At 56.0% G+C, this 23,291-nt stretch carries 22 protein-coding genes; 14 read left to right on the forward strand and 8 right to left on the reverse strand.

Going from position 1 to position 23,291, the window contains the following annotated elements; all coding sequences use genetic code 11:
• Positions 1-147 precede the first annotated feature (147 nt).
• From galS to mglC, 4 genes are all read left to right on the forward strand, one after another.
• Entirely contained in the window at positions 148-1,170 is a 1,023-nt protein-coding gene (galS, locus tag ACNQ0W_RS11870; RefSeq protein WP_003859324.1) for an HTH-type transcriptional regulator GalS, read from the forward strand.
• A 295-nt stretch (positions 1,171-1,465) separates the two neighbouring features.
• On the forward strand, positions 1,466-2,464 hold the full coding sequence (mglB, locus tag ACNQ0W_RS11875) for a galactose/glucose ABC transporter substrate-binding protein MglB (RefSeq protein WP_062932768.1): 999 nt from the start codon (positions 1,466-1,468) through the stop codon (positions 2,462-2,464).
• A gap of 79 nt (positions 2,465-2,543) precedes the next feature.
• The gene (mglA, locus tag ACNQ0W_RS11880) at positions 2,544-4,064 is read left to right on the forward strand and encodes a galactose/methyl galactoside ABC transporter ATP-binding protein MglA (RefSeq protein ID WP_003859320.1); all 1,521 of its coding nucleotides are present in this window, start codon (positions 2,544-2,546) and stop codon (positions 4,062-4,064) included.
• A gap of 15 nt (positions 4,065-4,079) precedes the next feature.
• On the forward strand, positions 4,080-5,090 hold the full coding sequence (mglC, locus tag ACNQ0W_RS11885; protein ID WP_003859318.1) for a galactose/methyl galactoside ABC transporter permease MglC: 1,011 nt from the start codon (positions 4,080-4,082) through the stop codon (positions 5,088-5,090).
• Positions 5,091-5,217: 127 nt separating this feature from the next.
• On the opposite strand, the gene sanA is transcribed toward mglC, so the two are convergent.
• From sanA to ACNQ0W_RS11905, 4 genes are all read right to left on the reverse strand, one after another.
• Complete coding sequence (gene sanA / locus ACNQ0W_RS11890) at positions 5,218-5,928, reverse strand: outer membrane permeability protein SanA (RefSeq protein WP_003859314.1); 711 nt, start codon at positions 5,926-5,928, stop codon at positions 5,218-5,220.
• A gap of 127 nt (positions 5,929-6,055) precedes the next feature.
• On the reverse strand, positions 6,056-6,940 hold the full coding sequence (gene cdd / locus ACNQ0W_RS11895) for a cytidine deaminase (RefSeq protein WP_062932769.1): 885 nt from the start codon (positions 6,938-6,940) through the stop codon (positions 6,056-6,058).
• 128 nt (positions 6,941-7,068) lie between these two features.
• Positions 7,069-7,764, reverse strand: coding sequence for a CidB/LrgB family autolysis modulator (locus tag ACNQ0W_RS11900; RefSeq protein ID WP_015572322.1), 696 nt, complete (start codon positions 7,762-7,764; stop codon positions 7,069-7,071).
• A complete protein-coding gene (locus ACNQ0W_RS11905; protein ID WP_023295055.1) occupies positions 7,761-8,156 on the reverse strand; it encodes a CidA/LrgA family protein in 396 nt (131 codons plus the stop codon). Before ACNQ0W_RS11905 ends, ACNQ0W_RS11900 begins: the two co-directional genes overlap by 4 nt.
• A gap of 168 nt (positions 8,157-8,324) precedes the next feature.
• On the opposite strand from ACNQ0W_RS11905, the gene dusC reads away from it, so the two are divergent.
• The 3 genes from dusC (at position 8,325) to ACNQ0W_RS11920 (ending at position 11,825) form a co-directional block, all read left to right on the forward strand.
• The gene (gene dusC / locus ACNQ0W_RS11910) at positions 8,325-9,260 is read left to right on the forward strand and encodes a tRNA dihydrouridine(16) synthase DusC (protein ID WP_015572323.1); all 936 of its coding nucleotides are present in this window, start codon (positions 8,325-8,327) and stop codon (positions 9,258-9,260) included.
• Positions 9,261-9,591: 331 nt separating this feature from the next.
• Positions 9,592-11,010: a multidrug resistance outer membrane protein MdtQ gene (gene mdtQ / locus ACNQ0W_RS11915; protein ID WP_062932770.1), complete on the forward strand. Its 1,419-nt coding sequence runs from the start codon at positions 9,592-9,594 to the stop codon at positions 11,008-11,010.
• Between the two features lie 50 nt (positions 11,011-11,060).
• Positions 11,061-11,825, forward strand: a complete 765-nt coding sequence (locus ACNQ0W_RS11920) for an SDR family oxidoreductase (RefSeq protein WP_003859301.1) — start codon at positions 11,061-11,063, stop codon at positions 11,823-11,825.
• A gap of 44 nt (positions 11,826-11,869) precedes the next feature.
• Here ACNQ0W_RS11920 and ACNQ0W_RS11925 read toward each other — a convergent pair whose 3' ends face one another.
• Entirely contained in the window at positions 11,870-12,442 is a 573-nt protein-coding gene (locus ACNQ0W_RS11925; protein WP_058648604.1) for a DedA family protein, read from the reverse strand.
• A gap of 157 nt (positions 12,443-12,599) precedes the next feature.
• Here ACNQ0W_RS11925 and ACNQ0W_RS11930 point away from each other — a divergent pair, with 157 nt between their 5' ends.
• Together ACNQ0W_RS11930 and pbpG are read left to right on the forward strand one after the other, a co-directional pair.
• On the forward strand, positions 12,600-13,187 hold the full coding sequence (locus ACNQ0W_RS11930) for a Yip1 family protein (RefSeq protein ID WP_003859296.1): 588 nt from the start codon (positions 12,600-12,602) through the stop codon (positions 13,185-13,187).
• 167 nt (positions 13,188-13,354) lie between these two features.
• Complete coding sequence (gene pbpG, locus ACNQ0W_RS11935; RefSeq protein WP_015572329.1) at positions 13,355-14,278, forward strand: D-alanyl-D-alanine endopeptidase; 924 nt, start codon at positions 13,355-13,357, stop codon at positions 14,276-14,278.
• A 96-nt stretch (positions 14,279-14,374) separates the two neighbouring features.
• Here the strand turns inward: pbpG and ACNQ0W_RS11940 are convergent, their stop codons facing one another.
• The gene (locus ACNQ0W_RS11940; protein WP_047053393.1) at positions 14,375-14,929 is read right to left on the reverse strand and encodes a GNAT family N-acetyltransferase; all 555 of its coding nucleotides are present in this window, start codon (positions 14,927-14,929) and stop codon (positions 14,375-14,377) included.
• 102 nt (positions 14,930-15,031) lie between these two features.
• Complete coding sequence (dld, locus tag ACNQ0W_RS11945) at positions 15,032-16,789, reverse strand: D-lactate dehydrogenase (RefSeq protein ID WP_062932771.1); 1,758 nt, start codon at positions 16,787-16,789, stop codon at positions 15,032-15,034.
• Positions 16,790-16,978: 189 nt separating this feature from the next.
• Between dld and bglX the strand changes: the two genes are divergently transcribed.
• The 5 genes from bglX (at position 16,979) to ACNQ0W_RS11970 (ending at position 23,164) form a co-directional block, all read left to right on the forward strand.
• Entirely contained in the window at positions 16,979-19,276 is a 2,298-nt protein-coding gene (gene bglX / locus ACNQ0W_RS11950; protein WP_062932772.1) for a beta-glucosidase BglX, read from the forward strand.
• 136 nt (positions 19,277-19,412) lie between these two features.
• Complete coding sequence (locus ACNQ0W_RS11955) at positions 19,413-20,330, forward strand: ABC transporter substrate-binding protein (protein WP_062932773.1); 918 nt, start codon at positions 19,413-19,415, stop codon at positions 20,328-20,330.
• A 12-nt stretch (positions 20,331-20,342) separates the two neighbouring features.
• A complete protein-coding gene (locus tag ACNQ0W_RS11960; RefSeq protein WP_062932774.1) occupies positions 20,343-21,500 on the forward strand; it encodes an ABC transporter permease in 1,158 nt (385 codons plus the stop codon).
• Complete coding sequence (locus tag ACNQ0W_RS11965; RefSeq protein ID WP_039270368.1) at positions 21,493-22,443, forward strand: ABC transporter ATP-binding protein; 951 nt, start codon at positions 21,493-21,495, stop codon at positions 22,441-22,443. Before ACNQ0W_RS11960 ends, ACNQ0W_RS11965 begins: the two co-directional genes overlap by 8 nt.
• Positions 22,427-23,164: an ABC transporter permease gene (locus tag ACNQ0W_RS11970; protein WP_017383373.1), complete on the forward strand. Its 738-nt coding sequence runs from the start codon at positions 22,427-22,429 to the stop codon at positions 23,162-23,164. The genes ACNQ0W_RS11965 and ACNQ0W_RS11970 overlap by 17 nt, the downstream gene beginning before the upstream one ends.
• Here the strand turns inward: ACNQ0W_RS11970 and ACNQ0W_RS11975 are convergent.
• Complete coding sequence (locus ACNQ0W_RS11975) at positions 23,139-23,252, reverse strand: protein YohO (RefSeq protein ID WP_017383372.1); 114 nt, start codon at positions 23,250-23,252, stop codon at positions 23,139-23,141. The genes ACNQ0W_RS11970 and ACNQ0W_RS11975 overlap by 26 nt on opposite strands.
• Positions 23,253-23,291: the final 39 nt, after the last annotated feature.

The raw sequence follows: 23,291 nt of genomic DNA on the forward strand, positions 1-23,291 counted from the left end.
ATCACAATCATTAACAAAACGGATGTAAGCGTTTTCATCTGTGTGAGCTTCTTCACGTAGTCTCCTCTCTCTCGCTGCCAGAATAGCCACCTTGCTAAACACAGGGGGTGTCTGTGAGTTGCTGCAATCCTTTAAAGGGTGGTGAATATGATCACCATTCGTGACGTCGCCCGCCAGGCGGGTGTTTCTGTTGCTACTGTCTCCCGCGTGCTGAACAACAGTGCGCTGGTCAGCCCTGAAACGCGTGAAACCGTAATGAAAGCCGTGACCCAACTGGGATACCGGCCAAACGCCAATGCCCAGGCGCTGGCGACGCAGGTCAGCGATACCATTGGCGTAGTGGTGATGGACGTGTCGGACGCCTTCTTCGGCGCGCTGGTCAAAGCGGTAGACGTCGTTGCCCAGCAGCACCAGAAATATGTGCTGATTGGCAACAGCTATCACGAGGCTGAAAAAGAGCGTTATGCCATTGAGGTACTGATCCGCCAGCGCTGTAACGCCCTGATTGTGCACTCTAAAGCCCTGAGCGATGAAGAGCTGGCCGGGTTTATGGAGCAGATCCCCGGCATGGTGCTGATCAACCGTATCGTCCCCGGCTACGCGCACCGCTGCGTCGGTCTGGATAACATCAGCGGCGCGATGATGGCGACGCGGATGCTCATCAGCAACGGCCATCAGCGCATTGGTTATCTGGCCTCCAGCCACGGTATTGAAGACGACATGATGCGCCGCGAGGGCTGGCAAAACGCCCTGAAAGAGCAGGGCATTGCGCCGCTGGAAAGCTGGGTAGGTACCGGTTCGCCGGACATGCAGGGCGGTGAAGCGGCAATGGTGGAACTGCTGGGGCGTAATCTTCAGCTGACGGCCGTGTTTGCCTATAACGACAGCATGGCGGCAGGTGCGCTTACCGCGCTGAAAGATAATGGCATTGCGGTGCCGCAGCATTTATCGCTGATCGGTTTTGATGATATTCCGATTGCCCGTTACACCGATCCGCAGCTGACAACGGTGCGTTACCCCATTGCGTCGATGGCGAAACTGGCGACAGAGCTGGCGTTACAGGGGGCGGCAGGGCTGTTGGATCCTGACGCAACGCATTGTTTTATGCCGACTTTAGTACGCCGCCATTCGGTCGCTATCCGACAAACTGTGGCTCCGATCACTAACTGATAACATCACGTGATGTAACCGTTTTCAATCTGTGAGTAAATTCACAGTATCTTAACAAGCCGCTGTCTATGATGTCAGCGTTTTAGGGGCTGAAACACAATGTAACGGTGATTATTCACTTTTACCGTTACCAGAATGCCTCAAACAACGAATAAAACGCATTTCTGGAGCGTTACCGAACACGGAAGCTGGACATTTTATAAGTGAACTTCGGCGATCAGTAACGTTTTATTAACATCTGCCCGCCGACCGTTTTTCACAAGAACTACCCTGCATAAAAAAAACCGGAGATACCATGAATAAGAAGGTGTTGACTCTGTCTGCTGTCATGGCAAGCATGCTTTTTGGCGCAGCAGCACACGCAGCGGATACCCGTATTGGCGTGACTATCTATAAATACGACGACAACTTCATGTCCGTTGTGCGTAAAGCAATTGAAAAAGATGCTAAATCAGCGCCAGACGTGCAGCTGCTGATGAATGACTCCCAGAATGACCAGTCCAAACAGAACGATCAGATTGACGTTCTTCTGGCAAAAGGCGTGAAAGCGCTGGCTATTAACCTGGTTGACCCGGCGGCGGCAGGCACGGTGATCGAGAAAGCGCGCGGCCAGAACGTGCCAATTGTCTTCTTCAACAAAGAACCTTCCCGTAAGGCGCTGGACAGCTACGACAAAGCGTATTACGTGGGTACCGACTCCAAAGAGTCCGGGATTATCCAGGGCGATCTGATTGCGAAACACTGGGCGGCGAACCCAAACTGGGATCTGAACAAAGATGGTCAGATTCAGTTCGTTCTGCTGAAAGGCGAACCGGGCCATCCGGATGCTGAAGCACGTACCACCTACGTTATTAAAGAGCTGAACGACAAGGGCATTAAAACCCAGCAGCTGGCGTTAGACACCGCAATGTGGGACACCGCTCAGGCGAAAGATAAGATGGATGCGTGGCTGTCCGGCCCTAACGCCAACAAAATTGAAGTGGTCATCGCCAACAACGATGCAATGGCAATGGGTGCGGTAGAAGCGCTGAAAGCACACAACAAATCCGCCATTCCTGTGTTCGGTGTGGATGCCCTGCCAGAAGCGCTGGCGCTGGTGAAATCTGGCGCAATGGCCGGTACCGTGCTGAACGATGCCAACAACCAGGCGAAAGCCACCTTCGATCTGGCGAAAAACCTGGCCGACGGTAAAGGCGCCGCTGACGGGACTAACTGGAAAATTGACAACAAAATCGTTCGCGTGCCTTACGTGGGCGTAGACCAGTCCAACCTGGCTGAGTTTATCGGTAAATAAGTTATCTGCATTGTCTTCACTGGGCGCAATTCGTTGCGCCCTTTTATAACGCGATATGCGAGGCCAACAAGGTATAATTATGGTCAGCACAACTACTCAGTCGTCCGGTGAATACTTGTTGGAAATGACCGGTGTCAACAAGTCATTCCCCGGTGTTAAGGCGCTCGATAATGTTAATTTAAAAGTTCGTCCTCACTCTATTCATGCACTTATGGGTGAAAACGGGGCGGGTAAATCAACATTATTAAAATGCCTTTTTGGGATCTATCAAAAAGATTCTGGCAGCATTCTTTTTCAGGGAAAAGAGATCGACTTCCATTCAGCGAAAGAAGCGCTGGAGAACGGTATCTCGATGGTACACCAGGAATTAAACCTGGTTCTGCAACGTTCAGTTATGGATAATATGTGGTTGGGTCGTTATCCAACCAAAGGTGTCTTTGTCGATCAGGATAAAATGTATCGCGACACCAAAGCCATTTTTGATGAGCTGGATATTGATATCGACCCGCGCGCACGCGTCGGGACATTATCCGTTTCCCAGATGCAGATGATCGAAATTGCCAAAGCGTTCTCCTATGATGCGAAAATCGTGATCATGGATGAACCGACATCGTCATTAACGGAAAAAGAGGTTAACCACCTTTTTACCATTATTCGTAAGCTGAAAGATCGCGGCTGCGGCATTGTCTATATCTCACATAAAATGGAAGAGATCTTTCAGCTGTGCGATGAAATCACCATCCTGCGCGACGGCCAGTGGATCGCCACCCAGCCGCTGGAAGGGCTGGATATGGACAAGATCATCGCCATGATGGTTGGCCGTTCTCTGAACCAGCGCTTCCCGGATAAAGAAAACAAGCCAGGCGAAGTGATTCTGGAGGTGCGTAACCTGACCTCGCTGCGTCAGCCGTCTATCCGCGATGTCTCTTTCGATCTGCACAAGGGGGAGATCCTTGGCATCGCAGGGCTGGTGGGCGCTAAGCGCACCGATATCGTAGAAACCCTGTTTGGTATCCGTGAGAAAGCCGAAGGCACCATTACGCTGCACGGTAAGAAGATCAACAACCACAACGCCAACGAAGCCATTAATAATGGCTTTGCGCTGGTGACGGAAGAGCGTCGTTCCACCGGTATTTACGCTTATCTGGATATTAACTTTAACTCGTTAATTTCTAATATTCGCAATTATAAAAACAAAGTCGGGCTGCTGGATAATTCCCGCATGAAGAGCGATACCCAGTGGGTGATTGACTCCATGCGCGTGAAAACGCCGGGCCACCGCACGCAAATTGGCTCACTCTCGGGAGGGAACCAGCAGAAAGTCATTATTGGACGCTGGCTATTAACCCAGCCTGAAATTCTGATGCTGGATGAACCTACGCGCGGTATCGACGTGGGTGCAAAATTTGAGATCTACCAGCTGATCGCCGAGCTGGCGAAAAAAGATAAAGGGATCATTATTATTTCTTCCGAAATGCCGGAATTGTTAGGGATCACAGACCGTATTCTGGTTATGAGCAATGGTCTCGTTGCCGGTATTGTTGAAACCAAAACGACAACGCAAAACGAAATTTTGCGTCTTGCGTCTTTGCACCTTTAAGATCAGGGGCTCCTCATGAGTGCGTTAAATAAAAAAAGTTTTCTCACTTATCTGAAAGAAGGCGGTATTTACGTTGTTCTTTTAGTCTTGCTGGCGATTATTATTTTCCAGGACCCTACGTTCTTAAGTCTGCTGAACTTGAGTAACATTCTGACCCAGTCTTCCGTCCGTATTATTATCGCGCTTGGCGTGGCGGGGCTTATCGTTACCCAGGGGACTGACCTTTCGGCAGGGCGCCAGGTGGGTCTGGCGGCGGTCATTGCGGCAACCCTGTTGCAGTCGATGGAAAACGCCAACAAGGTGTTCCCGGAGATGGCGACCATGCCGATTTTCGTGGTGATCCTGATCGTGTGCGCCATCGGCGCGGTAATTGGCCTGATTAACGGCATCATCATTGCTTACCTGAACGTGACGCCATTCATCACCACGCTGGGCACGATGATCATCGTTTATGGTATCAACTCCCTGTACTACGATTTCGTCGGCGCGTCTCCAATCTCTGGCTTCGACAGCGGCTTCTCGACCTTCACGCAGGGGTTTGTTGCGCTGGGCAGCTTCCGTCTCTCCTACATCACCTTCTATGCGCTGATTGCCGTGGCGTTCGTCTGGATCCTGTGGAACAAAACCCGCTTCGGTAAAAACATCTTTGCTATCGGCGGTAACCCGGAAGCGGCGAAAGTCTCCGGGGTCAACGTGGCTCTGAACCTGCTGATGATTTATGCCCTGTCCGGTGTGTTCTACGCCTTCGGCGGGATGCTGGAAGCAGGCCGTATCGGCTCTGCAACCAACAACCTCGGCTTTATGTATGAACTGGATGCGATTGCGGCCTGTGTGGTTGGCGGCGTCTCCTTCAGCGGCGGCGTGGGTACCGTGCTGGGCGTGGTGACCGGTGTGATCATCTTCACCGTAATCAACTACGGCCTGACCTACATCGGCGTGAACCCGTACTGGCAGTACATCATCAAGGGCGCCATCATCATCTTCGCGGTTGCGCTGGATTCACTGAAGTACGCGCGTAAGAAGTAAGATCTTCAGAATGAAAAGGCCCGCTCACGTAGCGGGCCTTTTTTTGCACGGTGGCGCGACGCTTACCGGACCTACAAAATCGCGATCGTAGGTCGGGTAAGGCGAAGCCGCCACCCGACAAAAGTTATTACTTCTTCTGAATTTCCAGCAACTGCTCTGGCGTTACCGCCGGATAACCCTGCGCATCTTCCGGCACTTCATGCATCGTTGGGATCGGCACCAGCGGGCCTAAAAAGCGCGGTTCACGTTTGAACAGGTACAGGTCAGCCAGCGCGCCAAAACGGGCGCCAAACTCGCGCACGCGCACGCTCAGCATATCCTTTGGCGACGGCACCGCATAACACTGCGCCTGAATGCCCATATGCAGGGCGATAAACAGCGCCCGCTCGCAGTGGAAACGCTGGGTAATGATGATGAAATCATTGGTGTCGAACACCTTGCGGGTACGCACGATGGAATCAAGTGTGCGGAATCCGGCGTAGTCGAGCACGATATCGGCCGGGTCGACGCCTGCGGCAATCAGATCTTTGCGCATCGTCACCGGCTCGTTATAGCTTTGCAGCGCGTTATCGCCGCTCAGCAGCAAATAGTTCACCTTGCCGCTGTTATAGGCGTTCAGCGCGCCCTGAATACGGTACCGGTAATACTGATTTATGACGCCGGTGCGATAATACTTGGCGGTGCCAAGCACCACACCAACCTGACGGTAGGGGAGATCCTGTAGGTCATCAAAAATGTAGGGGGCTGTTTTCCAGCTCATCCAGCGGTCGAGACCCAGCACGATCAACAGCAGTATGCCGACCAGGACAGACAGGCTGTAAAACACGCGCTTTAACATGCAGATGGCTCGTACCGATGATGAAATTTCCCTCAGGCTACTGTACCCGCCTGGTTAGCGCAAGAAACAGCGATTCAACTGAGGGGTTTTTCGTCAGACTGGCGGGCAACGCTGCCCGCCGAACAGATTATGCCAGCAGCACGCGGTCGATGGTTGAACAGCCCAGCGCTTTCAGCGTGGCTGCGGTCGCGTCCCACTGGATCAGCGGCGCATCGGCCTTTTCAGCCAGGATTGCACGCTGAATATCCGGGTAGTCATACCCGTTCAGGCTAAGCAGGTTCAGTGCACCCTGGAGCGGAGGCAGCGTCGGGTTAAATGCGGCGTTCTCTGCATAGCTGCCGGTGAAGATGCGGCCGTCTCGGCACTGAAGGGCGACGCCGCTTGGTGATTTGCTGTATGGCGTGTGGCTTTTATTGGCGGCGGCAATGGCCGCTTCGCTCAGCTCATCCCCTGAGAGCGCATAACCGTGGTCCTGCTCGTCCATCAGCAGGGTTTTGATCTCAAGATCTTTCGGGCCGAAAGCATCCGGCAGGTAATCACCCAGCGTATGCGGTGCGCGTCCCGGCAGGTTGATACGTAGTTCAAGACCGCTGTTCAGCTCATTCATAAACTGGCGGCAGTGGCCGCAAGGGGTATAGTTGACGGTGATGGCGCGCAGGGCTTTTTCGCCGCGCAGCCAGGCGTGACTGATGGCGCTCTGCTCCGCGTGGACGGTTTGCTGCATGGTCGCACCGAGAAACTCCATGTTTCCGCCGAAGTACCAGGTCCCGCTCACGCCGCGCGCAATTGCGCCTACGTTAAAATGGGAAAGGTCAGCGCGGGCGCAGGCAGCCGCCAGGGGCAGCAGGGCGAAAGCCAGCGCGTCTTCGTCCAGCCCCGTTGCCTGTTTAAGGGTCGTGACCTGATCTGCCGTCAGCAGGGCGGGGAAATGCACATCCGCCAGAACCGGAGCCAGGGCTGATTGCAAATTCTCTGCAAGCTGAGAGAAAGCAGCTTGAAAACGTGGATGCATGACGTTGCCTCATCAAGGTTAATGGATCGGTAGTGTACGGAGCCGTACGGCCTTTATATGTGATCCAAGTCTCATTATGTGTGCAACTTATGAAATGAAAATGAAATTTGCGCGACGCATCGCAAATTTTAGCCCATGACTGCCAGAATAATCGGGAAGATAAACGGCGCGACCAGGGAAGTGATAATCCCGCAGATTACCAGCGCCAGCGAGCTGAATGCTCCTTCCTGATAATCGAGTTCCGCGCAGCGTGCGGTGCCCAGCGCGTGCGAGGCGGTACCCATCGCCAGACCGCGTGCCGCTTTGGTCCGAATTTTCATGATATTCAGCAGCGTATGACCAAACACCGCGCCCAGGATACCGACAAAAATCACGCACACGGCGCTAATGGCCGGAATGCCCCCGATGCTGCCGCCCACGGCCATGGCAATCGGCGTGGTGACGGATTTAGGCAGGATAGAGGCGGCGATCTGCGGCGACGCGCCCATCAATAAGGCCACCGAGGTGCCGGTGATCATCGCAACAAGGCTACCCACAAAGCAGATGGTAATGATGGATTTCCAGCGCGCGCGGATCTGATGCAGTTGCTCATATAAAGGAAACGCCAGCGCCACCACGGCAGGCTGCAACAAATCATTGAGGATCTTGCTCCCGGCAAAGTAACGCTCATAAGGAATGCCGGTGAGCAGCAGAAAAGGAATAATCACCACCATGGCGACCAGCAGCGGGTTCAGCAACGGCATTTTGAAACGCACCGCAAGCTTACGCGCAGCAAAGAACACCACCAGGGTTAACGGCAGGGACCACCAGATATTCGCCATCATTTTTTTGTTTTCTCCCCGACGACCTTACGTTCGCCATGCACAATGTGTGAACTCCAGCTGACGACCATGAAAACCACCAGCGTACTGATGGCGCAGGAGACCACAATCGGGCCGAACTGCGCTTTAAGCACATCGTAATACTGCATAACCCCAACGCCGATAGGCACAAAAAGCAGAGCCATATAGCGAATGAGAACGAAGCACCCTGGGTTGACCCATTTCGCGGGCAGCACCTGTAATGCCAGCAGCACAAACAGGATCAGCATGCCGATAATGCTGCCGGGTATCGTAATCGGCAGCAGCGAAGCGATAAAAATACCGGCGTACAGGCAGGCATAAATCAGGACGAAGGCGCGAAGGTATTGCCAGATAGTATTCAGTGATTTGCTCATGGTGAAAGTCCTTGCTGAGACGTATTCATCATACAATTAAACCTGAAAATGTGCCACGGATCACATCATGAATTTTGGGCATACCAGACATTCCGCAATGGAACGCCGGGCTTTCAACATACATAGAGAGCAGCTACTATAGCGCGTCTTTTTTCACAGGTACTCAGAATGCGTGTTTTACTGGCCCCGATGGAAGGCGTGCTCGACTCTCTCGTGCGCGAGCTGCTTACCGAGGTAAACGATTACGATCTCTGCGTGACGGAGTTTCTGCGCGTGGTCGATATGTTGCTGCCAGAAAAATCATTTTATCGTCTCTGCCCGGAACTGCATCGTCAGAGCCGCACGCCGTCCGGTACGCTGGTGCGTGTCCAGCTGCTCGGCCAATATCCTGAGTGGCTGGCTGAAAACGCCGCCCGCGCGGTAGCGCTTGGCTCGTACGGCGTCGATCTTAACTGCGGCTGTCCTTCAAAGCTGGTCAACGGCAGCGGCGGGGGGGCGACGCTACTTAAAGATCCGGAGCTGATTTATCGCGGCGCAAAGGCCATGCGTGAGGCGGTGCCATCGCACCTGCCGGTAACGGTCAAAGTGCGTCTGGGATGGGACAGCGACGATAAGCAGTTTGAAATTGCTGACGCGGTGCAGCAGGCGGGCGCCACCGAGCTGGTGGTGCACGGGCGAACCAAAGAGGATGGTTATAAAGCCGAGCGCATTAACTGGCAGGCGATTGGCGAGATCCGCAAACGGCTTACGATCCCGGTGATTGCCAACGGCGAAATCTGGGATTACGAGAGCGCACAGGCCTGCCTCAAAGAGACCGGCTGTAATGCCGTGATGATTGGCCGCGGTGCGCTGAACGTGCCGAACCTCAGCCGGGTGGTGAAATATAATGAGCCGCGGATGCCGTGGGCGGATGTGGTGAAACTACTGCAAAAATACACGCGGCTGGAAAAGCAGGGCGATACCGGCTTGTATCACGTCGCACGCATTAAACAGTGGCTGAGTTATTTGCGTAAAGAGTACGACGACGCGCTGGGATTATTTCAGGAGATCCGTACGTTACAGACGTCTGCGGATATTGCCCGGGTGATCCAGTCGAAGTCCTGAGCGAAGTGTAAAGCGTTTGCCCGGCGCGGAGCCGGGCAACAGAATCAGAAAATCATTTTGAATACGCCGGTTACCACCAGCAGCCCTATCAGAAATATAATCAAAATAACCCACAATAATATTTTCATTCGCCTCTCCTGCGTATGTCTGTCGAAGTAAGTGTAGCAGTCAATTTATAATTAGCATGAATACATGAATTTAAATCATTTTCTTGGGGAATAAATTTCCGGATATGAAAATGTATAACAATATGCGGATTGCCACGCGTTACTAAAAAATGGAACGTCAGTAAGCGTAAGTTGCGCCTTTATTTTTTTGAGTTCATGGCGTAATGAAACGTTCTCTTACTTTATCTCTGAGTGCTCCTCTTATTTTTATGCTGGCCGCCTGCGCGCCGGAGCATGCCACGGTGTCTCCAGTGAAAACGCAAGCCGCCGCCGCCGCTGTAAATACCCAACTGCGTCATGCCGACTGGCCAAAAAGCGAATGGTGGAAAGACTTTAACGACCCCCAGCTCAACGCGCTGATCGCTAAAGCGCTGGCGGATGCGCCAGATATGCAAATTGCCCGTCAGCGTATCACCCTGGCGGAAGCACAGGCGAAAGCCGCTGTCGCGGCTGAAGGTCCACAGCTTGATTTTTCCGCAGATGTTGAACGGCAAAAGATGTCGGCAGAGGGGCTGATGGGGCCATTCGCCCTGACCGACCCGGCGGCGGGGACCACCGGCCCCTGGTACACCAACGGCACCTTTGGTCTGACGGCGGGTTGGGATCTGGATTTATGGGGTAAAAACCGTGCCCAAATTGAGGCCCGCATCGGTAAGGTGAATGCGCAAAAAGCGGAGCTGGAGCAGACCCGCCAGCTGCTCGCCAGCAGCGTCGCGCGGCTGTACTGGGACTGGCAGACCGAGGCCGCGGTGGGTGACGTGCTCGCGCAAATCAAACGGGAGCAGGAAAATATCATCGGTGCCGATCGTGAACTTTATCAGCACGGCATTACCTCCTCGGTGGAAGGCGTTGAAACAGATATCAATGCCAGCAAAACCGATGAACAGCTCGCTGACGTGCACGGCAAAATGAAGGCCATTGAGGCGCGTCTGAATGCGTTGACTAATACCCCTTCAGTCACGCTCGCCCGGCATGCCTTACCTGACGCAGAGGCATCGCTGCCGTCAACGCTCGGTTATGAACTGCTGGCTCGTCGCCCGGATTTGCAGGAGGCGCACTGGTATATCGAAGCATCCATGAGCGAAGTGGATGCCGCCAGAGCCGCGTTCTACCCTGACATCAACTTGATGGCGTTCTTGCAGCAGGATGCATTGCACCTGAGCGACCTGTTCCGCTCATCTGCGCAGCAAATGGGCGTAACCGCCGGGCTGACGCTGCCAATTTTTGACAGCGGTCGGTTGAATGCGAACCTGGATATCACCCAGGCGCAAAACAACCTCTCCGTGGCGAACTACAACAAGGCTGTAGTAGATGCCGTAAACCAGGTTGCCCGGACAGCCAGCGAAGTGGAAACGCTGACCGCCAAAAATCAACACCAGCAGCAGATCGAAAAAGATGCGGCGCGCGTCGTTGCGCTGGCACAGGCGCGCTTCAGCGCGGGGATCATTGCCGGCTCCCGGGTAAGTGAAGCAAAAATTCCGGCGCTCAAAGAGCGTATTGCCGGGTTGATGCTGAAAGGTCAGTACGTGGATGCCACGCTCCAGCTCACCTCCGCGCTCGGTGGTGGATATCATCACGGCTAACATTGCGCATTATCTATACTTACCTCTTTGCAGATTTTCAGGAGGTGAGTATGACGCGAGTCGCAATTGTTACCGCATCGGATTCAGGAATTGGCAAAACGACGGCCCTGATGCTGGCCGAGCGCGGGTTTGATATCGGGGTGACCTGGCATTCAGATGAGGAAGGGGCGCTGGCAACCTGCCGTGAAATTGAAGCGCGCGGGCAGCGTGCCGAGGCCATTCAACTCAACTTAAGCAATTTGCCGGAAGGCGCAAAGGCCATTGAAACCCTGATTACGCGTTTCGGGCGGCTGGATGTGCTGGTTAACAATGCCGGGGCGATGAATAAAGCGCCATTTCTGGACCTGTCGTTTGACGACTGGCGGCACATATTCACCGTTGACGTGGACGGCGCGTTTCTCTGCTCGCAAATCGCGGCGCGTCAGATGGTGAAGCAGGGGGAAGGGGGGCGAATCGTGAACATCACCTCGGTGCATGAACATACGCCATTGCCGGACGCCAGCGCCTATACGGCGGCCAAACATGCGCTGGGCGGGTTAACAAAGTCGATGGCGCTGGAACTGGTTAAACATAAGATTCTGGTGAACGCCGTTGCGCCTGGTGCGATCGCCACGCCGATGAATGATATGGACGACAGCGAAGTGAAAGAAGGCTCAATGCCGGAAATCCCGCTGGCACGGCCAGGGCATACCAAAGAAATTGCCAGCCTGGTGGCGTGGCTGTGTGACAGCGACGCCAGCTACACCACCGGGCAGTCGTTTATCGTCGACGGCGGTTTTATGCTGGCGAATCCGCAATTTAAGCCGGAAGGGTAGATACCCTTCTCCCTGTGGGGTAGGGTGAGGGCAGCAGGCCGCACTCACTCTTCATCCCGCCGCTTTTCACGATGCTTGAGCCACAGCCGGACCCCAATCACCACCGCAACAACCAGGATCAACCAGGCCCAGTGTTTAAGATGCTGATCGAGGTTATGCAGCCACGGGCCTATCACTTCGCCACCCACGTAGCCAAGCGTGGTGAAAATCAGCGCCCAGGCAATCGCCCCGAGAATGTTCAGCGGCAGGAAGATTTTCGGCGGTAAGCGGCTCGCGCCAATCAGTATTGGCCCGATGATGCGAAAGCCGTACATAAAGCGGGTGCCAATCACAAACAGCCACGGACGTCGCTGGATAAGCCGCTGAGCACGGCGAATTTTCTTTTGATGCCTGGCAAAACGTTGCAAAAGGGTCGGGCCAAAGCGCAACCCCAGGAAGTAGAGCAGCTGATCGCCAATCATACCGCCCAACGCGACGGCGGCGACCACCAGCGAGAATTTCAGCAATCCCTGGTGTGCGGCCACCCCGCCCAGCAGCGTGATGGTTTCGCCTTCCGCCACGCTGCCGATCACCAGCGCGGCGTATCCATATTGTTCAATAAGACCGTTGATATCCATGACGTAAACGTCGTCTCCCTTACTGTGCCTGCGTTAATCATATACCCCATCCATTAACCGCGCGGCAATCAACGGAAATTTCCCACTGTACATAAAATAATCTAAAGCCTGCATTATACTTAAGCTATCGCTGACGGGCCGACAACAAGGGGGCGTTATGAACCATGTCTGGGGACTTTTCTCCCATCCCGATCGTGAAATGCAGGTGATCCGTAACGAGAACGAAACGGTCGCGCATCACTATACCCACCATGTCCTGCTGATGGCAGCGGTGCCGGTGGTCTGCGCGTTTATTGGTACGACGCAAATAGGCTGGAACTTTGGTGACGGCACCGTGGTTCAGCTTTCCTGGTTTACCGGGCTGTACCTGGCCATTCTGTTTTATGGCCTGATGCTGGCCGGGGTGGCGGTGATGGGGCGGGTCATCCACTGGATGGCGCGCAACTATCCGCAGCGCCCGTCGCTGGCACACTGTATGGTCTTCGCCGGATACGTCGCGACCCCGCTGTTTTTAAGCGGTATTGTCGCGCTCTATCCACTGGTCTGGCTGTGCGCGCTGATCGGTACGGTTGCCCTCTTTTACACCGGTTATCTGCTGTATGTAGGGGTGCCAACCTTCCTCAATATCAATAAAGAAGAGGGCCTGAGCTTCTCCAGCTCTACGCTTGCCATCGGCGTGCTGGTCCTTGAGGCGCTACTGGCCCTGACAGTTATTCTTTGGGGTTATGGATACCGTCTCTTCTAAGCTCCCTGCATTGCTGGCGTAAATGCCAGCAATGCAGCATCTGGTTATGATTCTCCGCTGGCGACAACGCACGGTGACCGCTATGATGCCGAAGCCAGCCTGTGTTTATCCGTCGACACAGGCGGTGTACGTCATAACGTGCGTGAATCATTATCAGAAGTCTCATCATGCTGAAATTTCGAGTGTCACTCCTTAGTCTAGCGCTGCTGTTGGGCGTCTCCGCTACCGCGCCAGCCATCGCCAAAACGACCGCAGTCGCCACCGCTGCTGCGCAACCCCAGATTGCGTCCGGCAGCGCGATGATCGTAGACCTGAATACCAACAAGGTGATCTACGCCAGTCACCCGGATCTGGTGCGCCCGATCGCTTCCATAACCAAAGTCATGACCGCGATGGTGGTGCTTGATGCACGACTGCCGCTGGATGAAAAGCTGAAGGTGGATATCAGCCACACGCCAGAGATGAAAGGGATCTACTCTCGCGTGCGTCTGAACAGTGAAATCAGCCGTAAAAATATGCTGCTGCTGGCGCTGATGTCCTCTGAGAACCGCGCGGCGGCAAGCCTTGCTCACCATTATCCTGGTGGTTACGACGCGTTTATCCGCGCGATGAACGCCAAAGCCAAAGCGCTGGGGATGAAAAATACCCATTTCGTGGAGCCAACCGGTCTGTCGATCCATAACGTCTCGACGGCGCGTGATTTAACAAAGCTGCTGATCGCCAGTAAGCAATACCCGCTGATCGGTCAGCTCAGCACCACGCGTGAGGAGATGGCGACATTCTCGAACCCGGCGTATACGCTGCCGTTCCGCAACACTAACCATCTGGTGTATCGCGATAACTGGAATATTCAGTTAACCAAGACCGGATTCACCAATGCGGCAGGGCACTGCCTGGTGATGCGCACCGTGTTTAACGGTAAGCCAGTAGCGCTGGTGGTGATGGATGCCTTCGGCAAATATACCCACTTTGCGGATGCCAGCCGCCTGCGTACCTGGATTGAAACCGGGAAAGTACAGCCGGTGCCGGCTTCAGCGCTGGCGTATAAAAAGCAGAAAGCGGAACAGATGGCGACGGCGCAGAACGATTAGGAAAAAGCAAAACGGTAACGCATGTTACCGTTTTTTATGTTTTCTCCCTCTCCCTGTGGGAGAGGGCCGGGGTGAGGGCACCAGACCGCACTGCGTTTACTCAGGCAGCGTCCAGTCCCCGTCGTTGAGCGGACGCTGCATAATTACCGTGTCCCGCCAGTCGCCTTTCTTATATCCCACACTTCTGAGCTGACCCACCATCTCGAAACCGTGCTTTTTATGCAGCCGTAACGACCCGGGATTATTTTGCCCGTCACCAACCACGGCAATCATCTGCCGCCAGGGTCCTTGTTCACAACGGGCGATCAGTGCCTGGAGTAAGGCCGAGCCAAACCCGCGCCCGGTAGTGCTGGCATCCACATAGATGGATTCCTCAAGGGTGTACCGGTAGGCCTGGCGTGGACGATAAAACGTGGCGTAGCAGTAGCCGACAACAATGCCGCGATACAGCGCAACCAGCCACGGTAAACCGCTGTCGGTCACGCTCTTCATCCGCTGACGCATCTCATCGACGGTGGGAGGAACTTCCTCGAAGGACGCACGGCCATGAAGCACATGCCAGGCGTATATCGCCGAGATGGCATGCGCATCGTCAGGAAGGGCGTCGCGCACCTCGATTTCAGTTTCGGGGAAAGTTTCTACAGCCGACATGTTCTGCCCGCTCCTTGTTTGGAAAGCCAGAGAAACGTTTCTCTGGCAACAGGCAGATACTCTAGTACGTTTGAGGAGAGCTTAACAATCTCTTAAATTTGGCTATATGAGTTCATCAGAGGCTTGCGTATTGTGCTCCTCTGTTTCGGCACTCTCTTTCCAGTATTTCTTCCGCGTTGTCTTACCAATGCCGGGGTTCATACTGTTTGTAGGGTCATTTTTGCGATAAAACTGTTTAAGCGTCTCCGGCGCTTTATACAGGTGTCCCACGTTGTGCTCGGCAGGATATTGCGCGCCACGCTCGTGCAGCAGCGCCAGCATCTGTTCTTTCAGCGCGTGTGCATCAACCCCTTTTTTGACGATGTAATCCTGGTGGAAGACATAGCACATAAAGTGGCCGTAATAGAGCTTATGCACCAGCTTGCTGTCGATCTCCGGCGGCAGATGTTCGAACCACTCGGTATCGTTGCGACGCAGGGCGATATCCAGCGCCAGAATATCCTCCACCTCTTCGGAATGCACCGCCTGATAACGGATAGCAGCACCCGCCGCGGCGAAGCGGTGCAGGAAGGCTTTGCTGCCTTCTTCCGGCGTACAGGCAAAGAAATCCCCGTCGGCGGTTTTGAAGAATTCGGTGAGCCAGCTCTGCGCTTCGGCAATGCCGTCCCCGGCCATTTTCAGCAGCAGGTGGTGCTCATACTTGTCGCGCCAGGTCTTCATCCGCTCCGGTAAATGTGCCGGGAAGACGTTGCCCAGCTTCTGCATAAAGCGGTCGGTGAAGTGCGGTTTGAACAGCGATACTTTCTCCAGCATCGCGTCGGTGCGGCCCTTCATGGTGAAGAAGAACGGCATTTTGTCGGTGCCGAGCTTGTCGATCATCAGGAAGGTATCTTTGCCGTAGCGCTCGGCGATGTCGTAAATGTCCCGGTGCATATACTCGCCCGCCACCGGCAGGTGAGTGAATTCGGCCAGAATATGACGACGGATCTCCGTCAGCACCTCCGGCTGATTAGTGCCGATGTAAAACACCTGCTGCTTTTTCTCTGCCGGGAAGGTATCGAGGCGTACCGCAAAAACGGCCAGCTTGCCCGCGCAGCCGGAGGATTCAAACAGGCGATCCGGATCGGCGTTATAGCGCGCCGGCGTATCGGCATTGATATCGCGCACGCGGGTGATGTAATCGTGGTCATGCGCGTGACGGCCATCGTGCTGAACGTCTTCGTCCTTCACGCGGTCATCGTCAAGTTTGCTGAGGATCTGCTCTGGCGTTACGCCCAGATCGATCCCCAGATGGTTAACCAGCGTCAGCTTGCCGTTTTCATCGATACGGGCGAACAGCGACATTTCCGTGTAAGCCGGGCCGCGCTGCACCAGCGAGCCGCCGGAGTTATTGCAGATCCCACCGATCACCGAGGCGCCAATGCACGATGAGCCGATCACCGAGTGCGGTTCGCGTCCCAGAGGCTTAAGCGCCTTTTCCAGCGAGTAAAGCGTGGTGCCGGGGAAGGCGAGTACCTGCTCGCCCTTGTCCAGCAGGTGCAGTTTGTCGAGGCGCAGGGTGCTGATAATCACGATGTCACGATCGTAATCGTTGCCGTTCGGCGTGGAGCCTTCGGTCAGGCCGGTATTCGCAGCCTGCATTAAAATAATCTTGTCTGCCGCAACGCAGGCGCTGAGCACGCGCCACAGTTCGAGCAACGTACCGGGGAAGACCACCGCCAGCGCGTCGCCCTGGCCGGAGCGAAAGCCCTTACGGTAGCGGGCGGTTTTGGCCGGGTCGGTAAGCAGGTGAGAGTGACCAACCAGGCGCGACAGTTCGTTAATAAATGTAGTGTTATCGTCAGTTCGAACAGAAGACATCTTCCACTCCTTGTGGTGGGGCAAATTTCTCGCTGTAAAGCATAGCGCGATTAGCCGTTGAGCGGTCGGGTATTCATGAGAAAAATCAGAGAATAACCCTGCAAGGTTTTCAGGCTTTGTGGCACACTGCGCTTTTCGCACGGTCTGGCCGGGTGCTTCCCGCGGTTATTGATGAGAGAGAATAACAACATGAAATGGCTATGTTCTGTAGGTGTCGCCGTCAGCCTGGCGCTGCAACCTGCGCTGGCAGAGGATTTGTTTGGTAATCACCCGCTCACGCCCGAAGCCCGCGACGCCTTTGTCACGGATTTACTCAAAAAGATGACGGTCGATGAGAAAATCGGCCAGCTGCGCCTGATCAGCGTCGGCCCGGATAACCCGAAAGAAGCCATTCGCGAGATGATCAAAGACGGGCAGGTAGGGGCCATCTTTAACACCGTCACCCGCCAGGATATCCGCAAGATGCAGGATCAGGTGATGGAACTGAGCCGCCTGAAAATCCCGCTGTTCTTCGCTTATGACGTGGTGCACGGCCAGCGTACCGTCTTCCCGATTAGCCTCGGCTTAGCCTCCTCTTTTAATCTTGATGCGGTGAAAACCGTCGGGCGCGTATCGGCATATGAAGCCGCAGACGACGGCCTGAACATGACCTGGGCGCCGATGGTTGACGTCTCCCGCGATCCGCGCTGGGGCCGCGCTTCGGAGGGCTTCGGGGAAGACACGTATTTAACCGCCACGATGGGCAAAACCATGGTGGAAGCGATGCAGGGCAAAAGTCCGGCAGATCGTTACTCGGTGATGACCAGCGTCAAGCACTTCGCCGCCTACGGCGCGGTGGAGGGTGGTAAAGAGTACAACACCGTCGACATGAGCCCACAGCGCCTGTTTAACGACTACATGCCGCCATACAAGGCAGGGCTGGATGCGGGCAGCGGGGCGGTGATGGTAGCGCTGAACTCTCTCAACGGCACGCCCGCCACCTCCGATTCGTGGCTGCTGAAAGACGTGTTGCGCGACCAGTGGGGCTTCAAGGGCATCACCGTGTCTGACCATGGCGCGATTAAAGAGCTGATCAAACACGGCACGGCGTCTGACCCGGAAGATGCGGTACGCGTGGCGCTCAAGTCCGGCATCAACATGAGCATGAGCGATGAGTACTACAGCAAATACCTGCCGGGGCTGGTGAAGAGCGGCAAAGTGACGATGGCAGAGCTGGACGACGCCGCCCGCCACGTGCTGAACGTGAAATATGACATGGGGCTGTTTAACGATCCGTACAGCCATCTGGGGCCGAAGGATTCAGACCCGGCGGACACCAACGCCGAAAGCCGTCTGCACCGTAAAGAAGCCCGGGAAGTAGCGCGCGAAAGCCTGGTACTGCTGAAAAACCGTCTCGACACGCTGCCGCTGAAGAAATCCGGCACCATTGCCGTGGTCGGTCCGCTGGCCGACAGCAAGCGTGACGTCATGGGCAGCTGGTCCGCCGCAGGCGTGGCGGATCAATCCGTTACGGTGCTGACCGGCATTAAGAGCGCCGTGGGTGATAATGCAAAAGTGGTTTACGCCAAAGGCGCGAACGTCACCGACGATAAAGACATCGTGACCTTCCTCAACCAGTACGAGGAAGCGGTGAAGGTGGATCCGCGCACGCCGAAAGAGATGATCGACGAAGCGGTTAACGCCGCGAAGCAGTCCGACGTGGTGGTCGCGGTGGTGGGTGAAGCGCAGGGGATGGCGCACGAAGCCTCCAGCCGGACCGATATTACCATTCCGCAGAGCCAGCGCGATCTGATCGCGGCCCTGAAAGCCACCGGCAAGCCGCTGGTGCTGGTGCTGATGAACGGGCGTCCGCTGGCGCTGGTGAAAGAAGATCAGCAGGCTGACGCCATTCTGGAAACCTGGTTCGCCGGTACCGAAGGCGGTAATGCCATTGCCGACGTGCTGTTTGGCGATTACAACCCGTCCGGCAAGCTGCCGATGTCCTTCCCGCGCTCCGTCGGGCAGATCCCGGTTTACTACAGCCACCTGAACACCGGTCGCCCGTACAACGCCGACAAGCCGAACAAGTACACGTCCCGTTACTTCGACGAAGCTAACGGCCCGCTCTATCCGTTTGGCTATGGCCTGAGCTACACCACCTTCAAGGTGTCTGACGTCAAAATGTCGGCGCCGACCCTGAAGCGTGACGGCAAAGTGACCGCCAGCGTGGAGGTGACCAACAGCGGGAAACGCGAAGGCGCGACGGTGATCCAGATGTACGTTCAGGACGTCACGGCCTCCATGAGCCGTCCGGTGAAACAGCTGCGCGGCTTCGAGAAGGTCAACCTGAAACCGGGCGAAACCAGAACGGTCAGCTTCCCGATTGACGTGAATGCGCTGAAGTTCTGGAATCAGCAGATGAAATACGATGCCGAGCCTGGCAAATTCAACGTCTTCATCGGCGTGGATTCCGCCCGCGTGAACAAAGCCGAATTCGAACTGCAATAATCTTACCTTCCTCCCCATCCCCCGCCTGGCGGGGGATGCCTCTCATCTTGTACGAAAAACGGTTAAATTCGCTGTTTTAAGCTACGCTTTTCTCTCAAGCCTATGAAAAAGGCCACAAAATAATGAGGAAAGCAGAATGACGATGATTAAGGGGATAACAGGATCGGCGGTGCTTCTGGCGGCGCTGAGCATGCCGCTACAGGCCGCAGAGCCGGTTAAGGTGGGTTCCAAAATTGATACCGAGGGCGCGTTGCTCGGCAATATCATTTTGCAGGTACTCGAAAGCCACGGCGTGAAAACGGTCAATAAAGTACAGCTTGGCACCACACCTGTCGTGCGCGGTGCCATCACCTCCGGCGAGCTGGATATCTACCCGGAATACACCGGCAACGGGGCCTTCTTCTTCAAGGATGAAAACGATCCGGCCTGGAAAAATGCCAAAGCCGGGTACGAAAAAGTCAAAAAGCTGGACGCGGAAAAAAATAAGCTGGTCTGGCTTACCCCGGCACCGGCCAACAACACCTGGACCATCGCGGTGCGTAAAGATATCGCCGAGAAAGGCAAGCTCACCTCGCTTGACGATCTCAGCCGCTACCTGAAAGAGAAGGGCGAGTTTAAGCTCGCGGCCTCGGCAGAGTTTATCGAGCGCGCTGACGCCCTGCCAGCGTTTGAAAAAGCCTATGATTTCAAGCTCGATCAGGCACAACTGCTCTCTCTGGCGGGCGGCGACACGGCGGTGACCATCAAGGCGGCGGCGCAGCAAACCTCCGGCGTCAACGCGGCGATGGCCTACGGCACCGACGGCCCGGTCGCTGCGCTTGGCCTGCAAACCCTGACCGACCCAAAAGGCGTTCAGCCGATTTACGCCCCAACCCCGGTCGTGCGCGAGGCGGTGCTGAAAGCCTACCCGGATATTGCGGAATGGCTCAAACCGGTGTTTGAAAAACTGGATGCGAAAACGCTGCAACAGCTGAATGCCAGCATTGCCGTTGAGGGGCTGGATGCCAAAAAGGTGGCTGCCGACTTCCTGAAACAACAAGGGCTTGTGAAGTAACGGGACAAGGCTGTGCCAATAAAATGCCATAACCGCGTCCTGCTGCTGTTGGCCTGTGTGGCCATTGCGGCGGTCGCGTTACCCTTTGTGAATGTCGCGCCAAACCGTCTGGTGTCGGGCGAACCGCGCGCGCTCTGGCAGATCTGGTCATTTACGCCACTGCTTCTGGGCGCGGCGCTGGCGAGTACTGTTGCCTTAGCCTTCTGGCCGGGGCGTACCGCCCTGTGGCTGACGCTTCTGCTCAGCGAAGCGCTGTTTATCGTGCTGTTCTGGAGCGCGGGACAGGCGGCAACGCAGATGGCCTCGGTTGAAAGCCCGCTGGCGCGCACGTCGATTGGCAGCGGGCTGTGGCTGTGGCTGGCACTTTGTCTGCTGGTCTGTAGCGATGCCATTCGCCGTCTCACGCCGCTACCCGTCTGGCGCTGGCTGCTGAACGCGCAATTCTGGGTTATCCCTCTGCTGATCCTCTTCAGTGGCGATCTGAATCAACTCTCGCTGTTAAAAGAGTACGTCAACCGCCAGGAGGTGTTTGACAACGCGCTGGCGCAACATCTGACGATCCTGTTTGGGACGCTGATCCCGGCGCTGCTGCTGGGCGTGCCGCTGGGCATCGGGTGCTACCGGCATCCCAGCCGCCAGGGCGCCGTCTTTACCGTGCTCAACGTTATTCAGACCATCCCCTCCGTTGCCCTGTTTGGCCTGCTGATTGCCCCCCTCGCCGGTCTGGTGAAATCCTTCCCTGCGTTGGCCGCGGCAGGCATTGCCGGAACCGGGCTGACGCCTGCCCTTATCGCCCTTGTGCTGTATGCGCTGCTGCCGCTGGTGCGCGGCGTGGTGGCGGGGTTAAGCCAGGTTCCGCCCGACGTGCTGGAAAGCGCCCATGCGATGGGGATGAGCGCGCGCCAGTGTTTCTGGAAAATACAGCTGCCGCTTGCGCTTCCGCTGCTGGTTCGCAGCCTGCGGGTGGTGACGGTGCAAACCGTGGGGATGGCGGTGATTGCCGCGCTGATTGGGGCGGGCGGCTTTGGGGCACTGGTGTTCCAGGGGCTGCTGAGCAGCGCGCTGGATCTGGTGCTGCTGGGCGTTGTGCCCACGATTGCGCTGGCGGTCGTACTGGATGCATTGTTTGCCCTGTGGCTCGCGCTGCTCAGGAGAAGAGCCAATGATTGAATTTCATGATGTGAGTAAAACCTTTGCGGGCCGTCCGGCGGCAAGCCACCTCAATCTGCATTTTGCCGAGGGGGCGTTCTCGGTATTGATCGGGACGTCGGGGTCGGGAAAATCGACGACGCTGAAGATGATCAATCGGCTGGTGGAACATGACAGCGGGACGATTCGCTTTGCCGGAGAGGAGATCCGCAGCCTGCCGGTGCTGGAGCTGCGGCGGCGTATGGGTTACGCCATTCAGTCCATCGGCCTGTTTCCCCACTGGACGGTGGCGCAGAACATTGCCACCGTGCTACAGCTGGAAAAATGGTCCCGGGGGAAGATCAATGAGCGTGTCGACGAGCTGATGGCGCTGCTGGGCCTGGACGCGTCGCTTCGCGACCGCTATCCGCACCAGCTTTCCGGCGGACAACAGCAGCGGGTTGGGGTGGCGCGCGCGCTGGCCGCTAACCCGCAGGTGCTGCTGATGGATGAGCCCTTCGGCGCGCTGGATCCGGTCACCCGCGGCGCACTTCAGGCGGAGATGAGCCGTATCCACCGTATTCTTGGGCGCACCATCGTGCTGGTGACCCATGATATCGACGAAGCGCTGCGGCTGGCCGACCGTCTGGTACTGATGGATCACGGCGAAGTCGTCCAGCAGGGAACGCCGCTTGAGCTGTTAACCTCGCCGGCAAACGATTTTGTGCGTGAATTTTTTGGCCGCAGCGAGCTGGGCGTCAGGCTGCTCTCGCTGCGTACCGTCAGGGACTATCTGCGTCCGCAGGATGCGCAAATCGGTGGTGAACCGCTGCACGATGGGATGAGCCTGCGCGATGCCCTGTCGGCGTTTGTCGCCCGGCAGTGCGAGGTATTACCCGTTGCGGACGGGCAGGGGACGCCATGCGGGACGATCCATTTTCGCGATCTGCTGGCGGGGGAGGTGACGCGTGAAGTGGGTCCGTGATCCGTTACTCTGGCTGACAGGGCTGTTTATCGCCTTACTCTACCTGATGCCGCACAGCGCGGCGCTGTTTAATGCGCTTATTCCCGGGCTGCCGCGCCCGGTGTACCAGCAGGAGAGCTTTGTTAATCTCACCCTGGCGCACTTCTGGCTGGTGGCGGTGTCAAGCGTGATTGCCATCGTGCTGGGCACAGGCGCCGGTATTGCGGTGACGCGGCCTGCGGGCAGGGAGTTCCGTCCGCTGGTGGAGACCATCGCCGCAACGGGGCAGACCTTCCCGCCGGTGGCCGTGCTGGCGATTGCCGTGCCGGCGATCGGTTTTGGGCAGGAGCCTGCCATCATTGCGCTGATTTTGTACGGCGTGTTGCCCATTCTGCAAGGGACGCTGGCGGGGATTGCGGCGGTGCCTGCATCGGTGCTGAGCGTAGCGGAAGGGATGGGGATGAGCGCCTGGCAGCGGCTGGTGAAGGTCGAACTGCCGCTGGCCGCACCGGTGATTATCGCTGGCGTGCGAACGTCCGTGATTATCAACATTGGTACGGCAACCATCGCCTCGACGGTCGGAGCCAATACGCTGGGAACGCCGATCATTATCGGGTTAAGCGGGTTTAATACGGCTTACATTATTCAGGGAGCGGTTCTGGTTGCGCTGGCGGCGATTGTGGTGGATCGCCTGTTTGAACGCCTGGCCGGATACCTCAGCCAACACCGCCGCGAACAATAAATGAATAACCTGCAAGCATAACGCCACCGATACCGCTGATGGCCATCAGTGCAAAAAGGGTAATTACGGCCAGTTTCGTTGCCTTCATCATGTGCTCCTGTTGTTAACGGAACAATTATACGGTGAA

The organism is Enterobacter cloacae complex sp. 6730903 (assembly GCF_048283985.1).
Classification (GTDB): domain Bacteria; phylum Pseudomonadota; class Gammaproteobacteria; order Enterobacterales; family Enterobacteriaceae; genus Enterobacter; species Enterobacter hormaechei_C.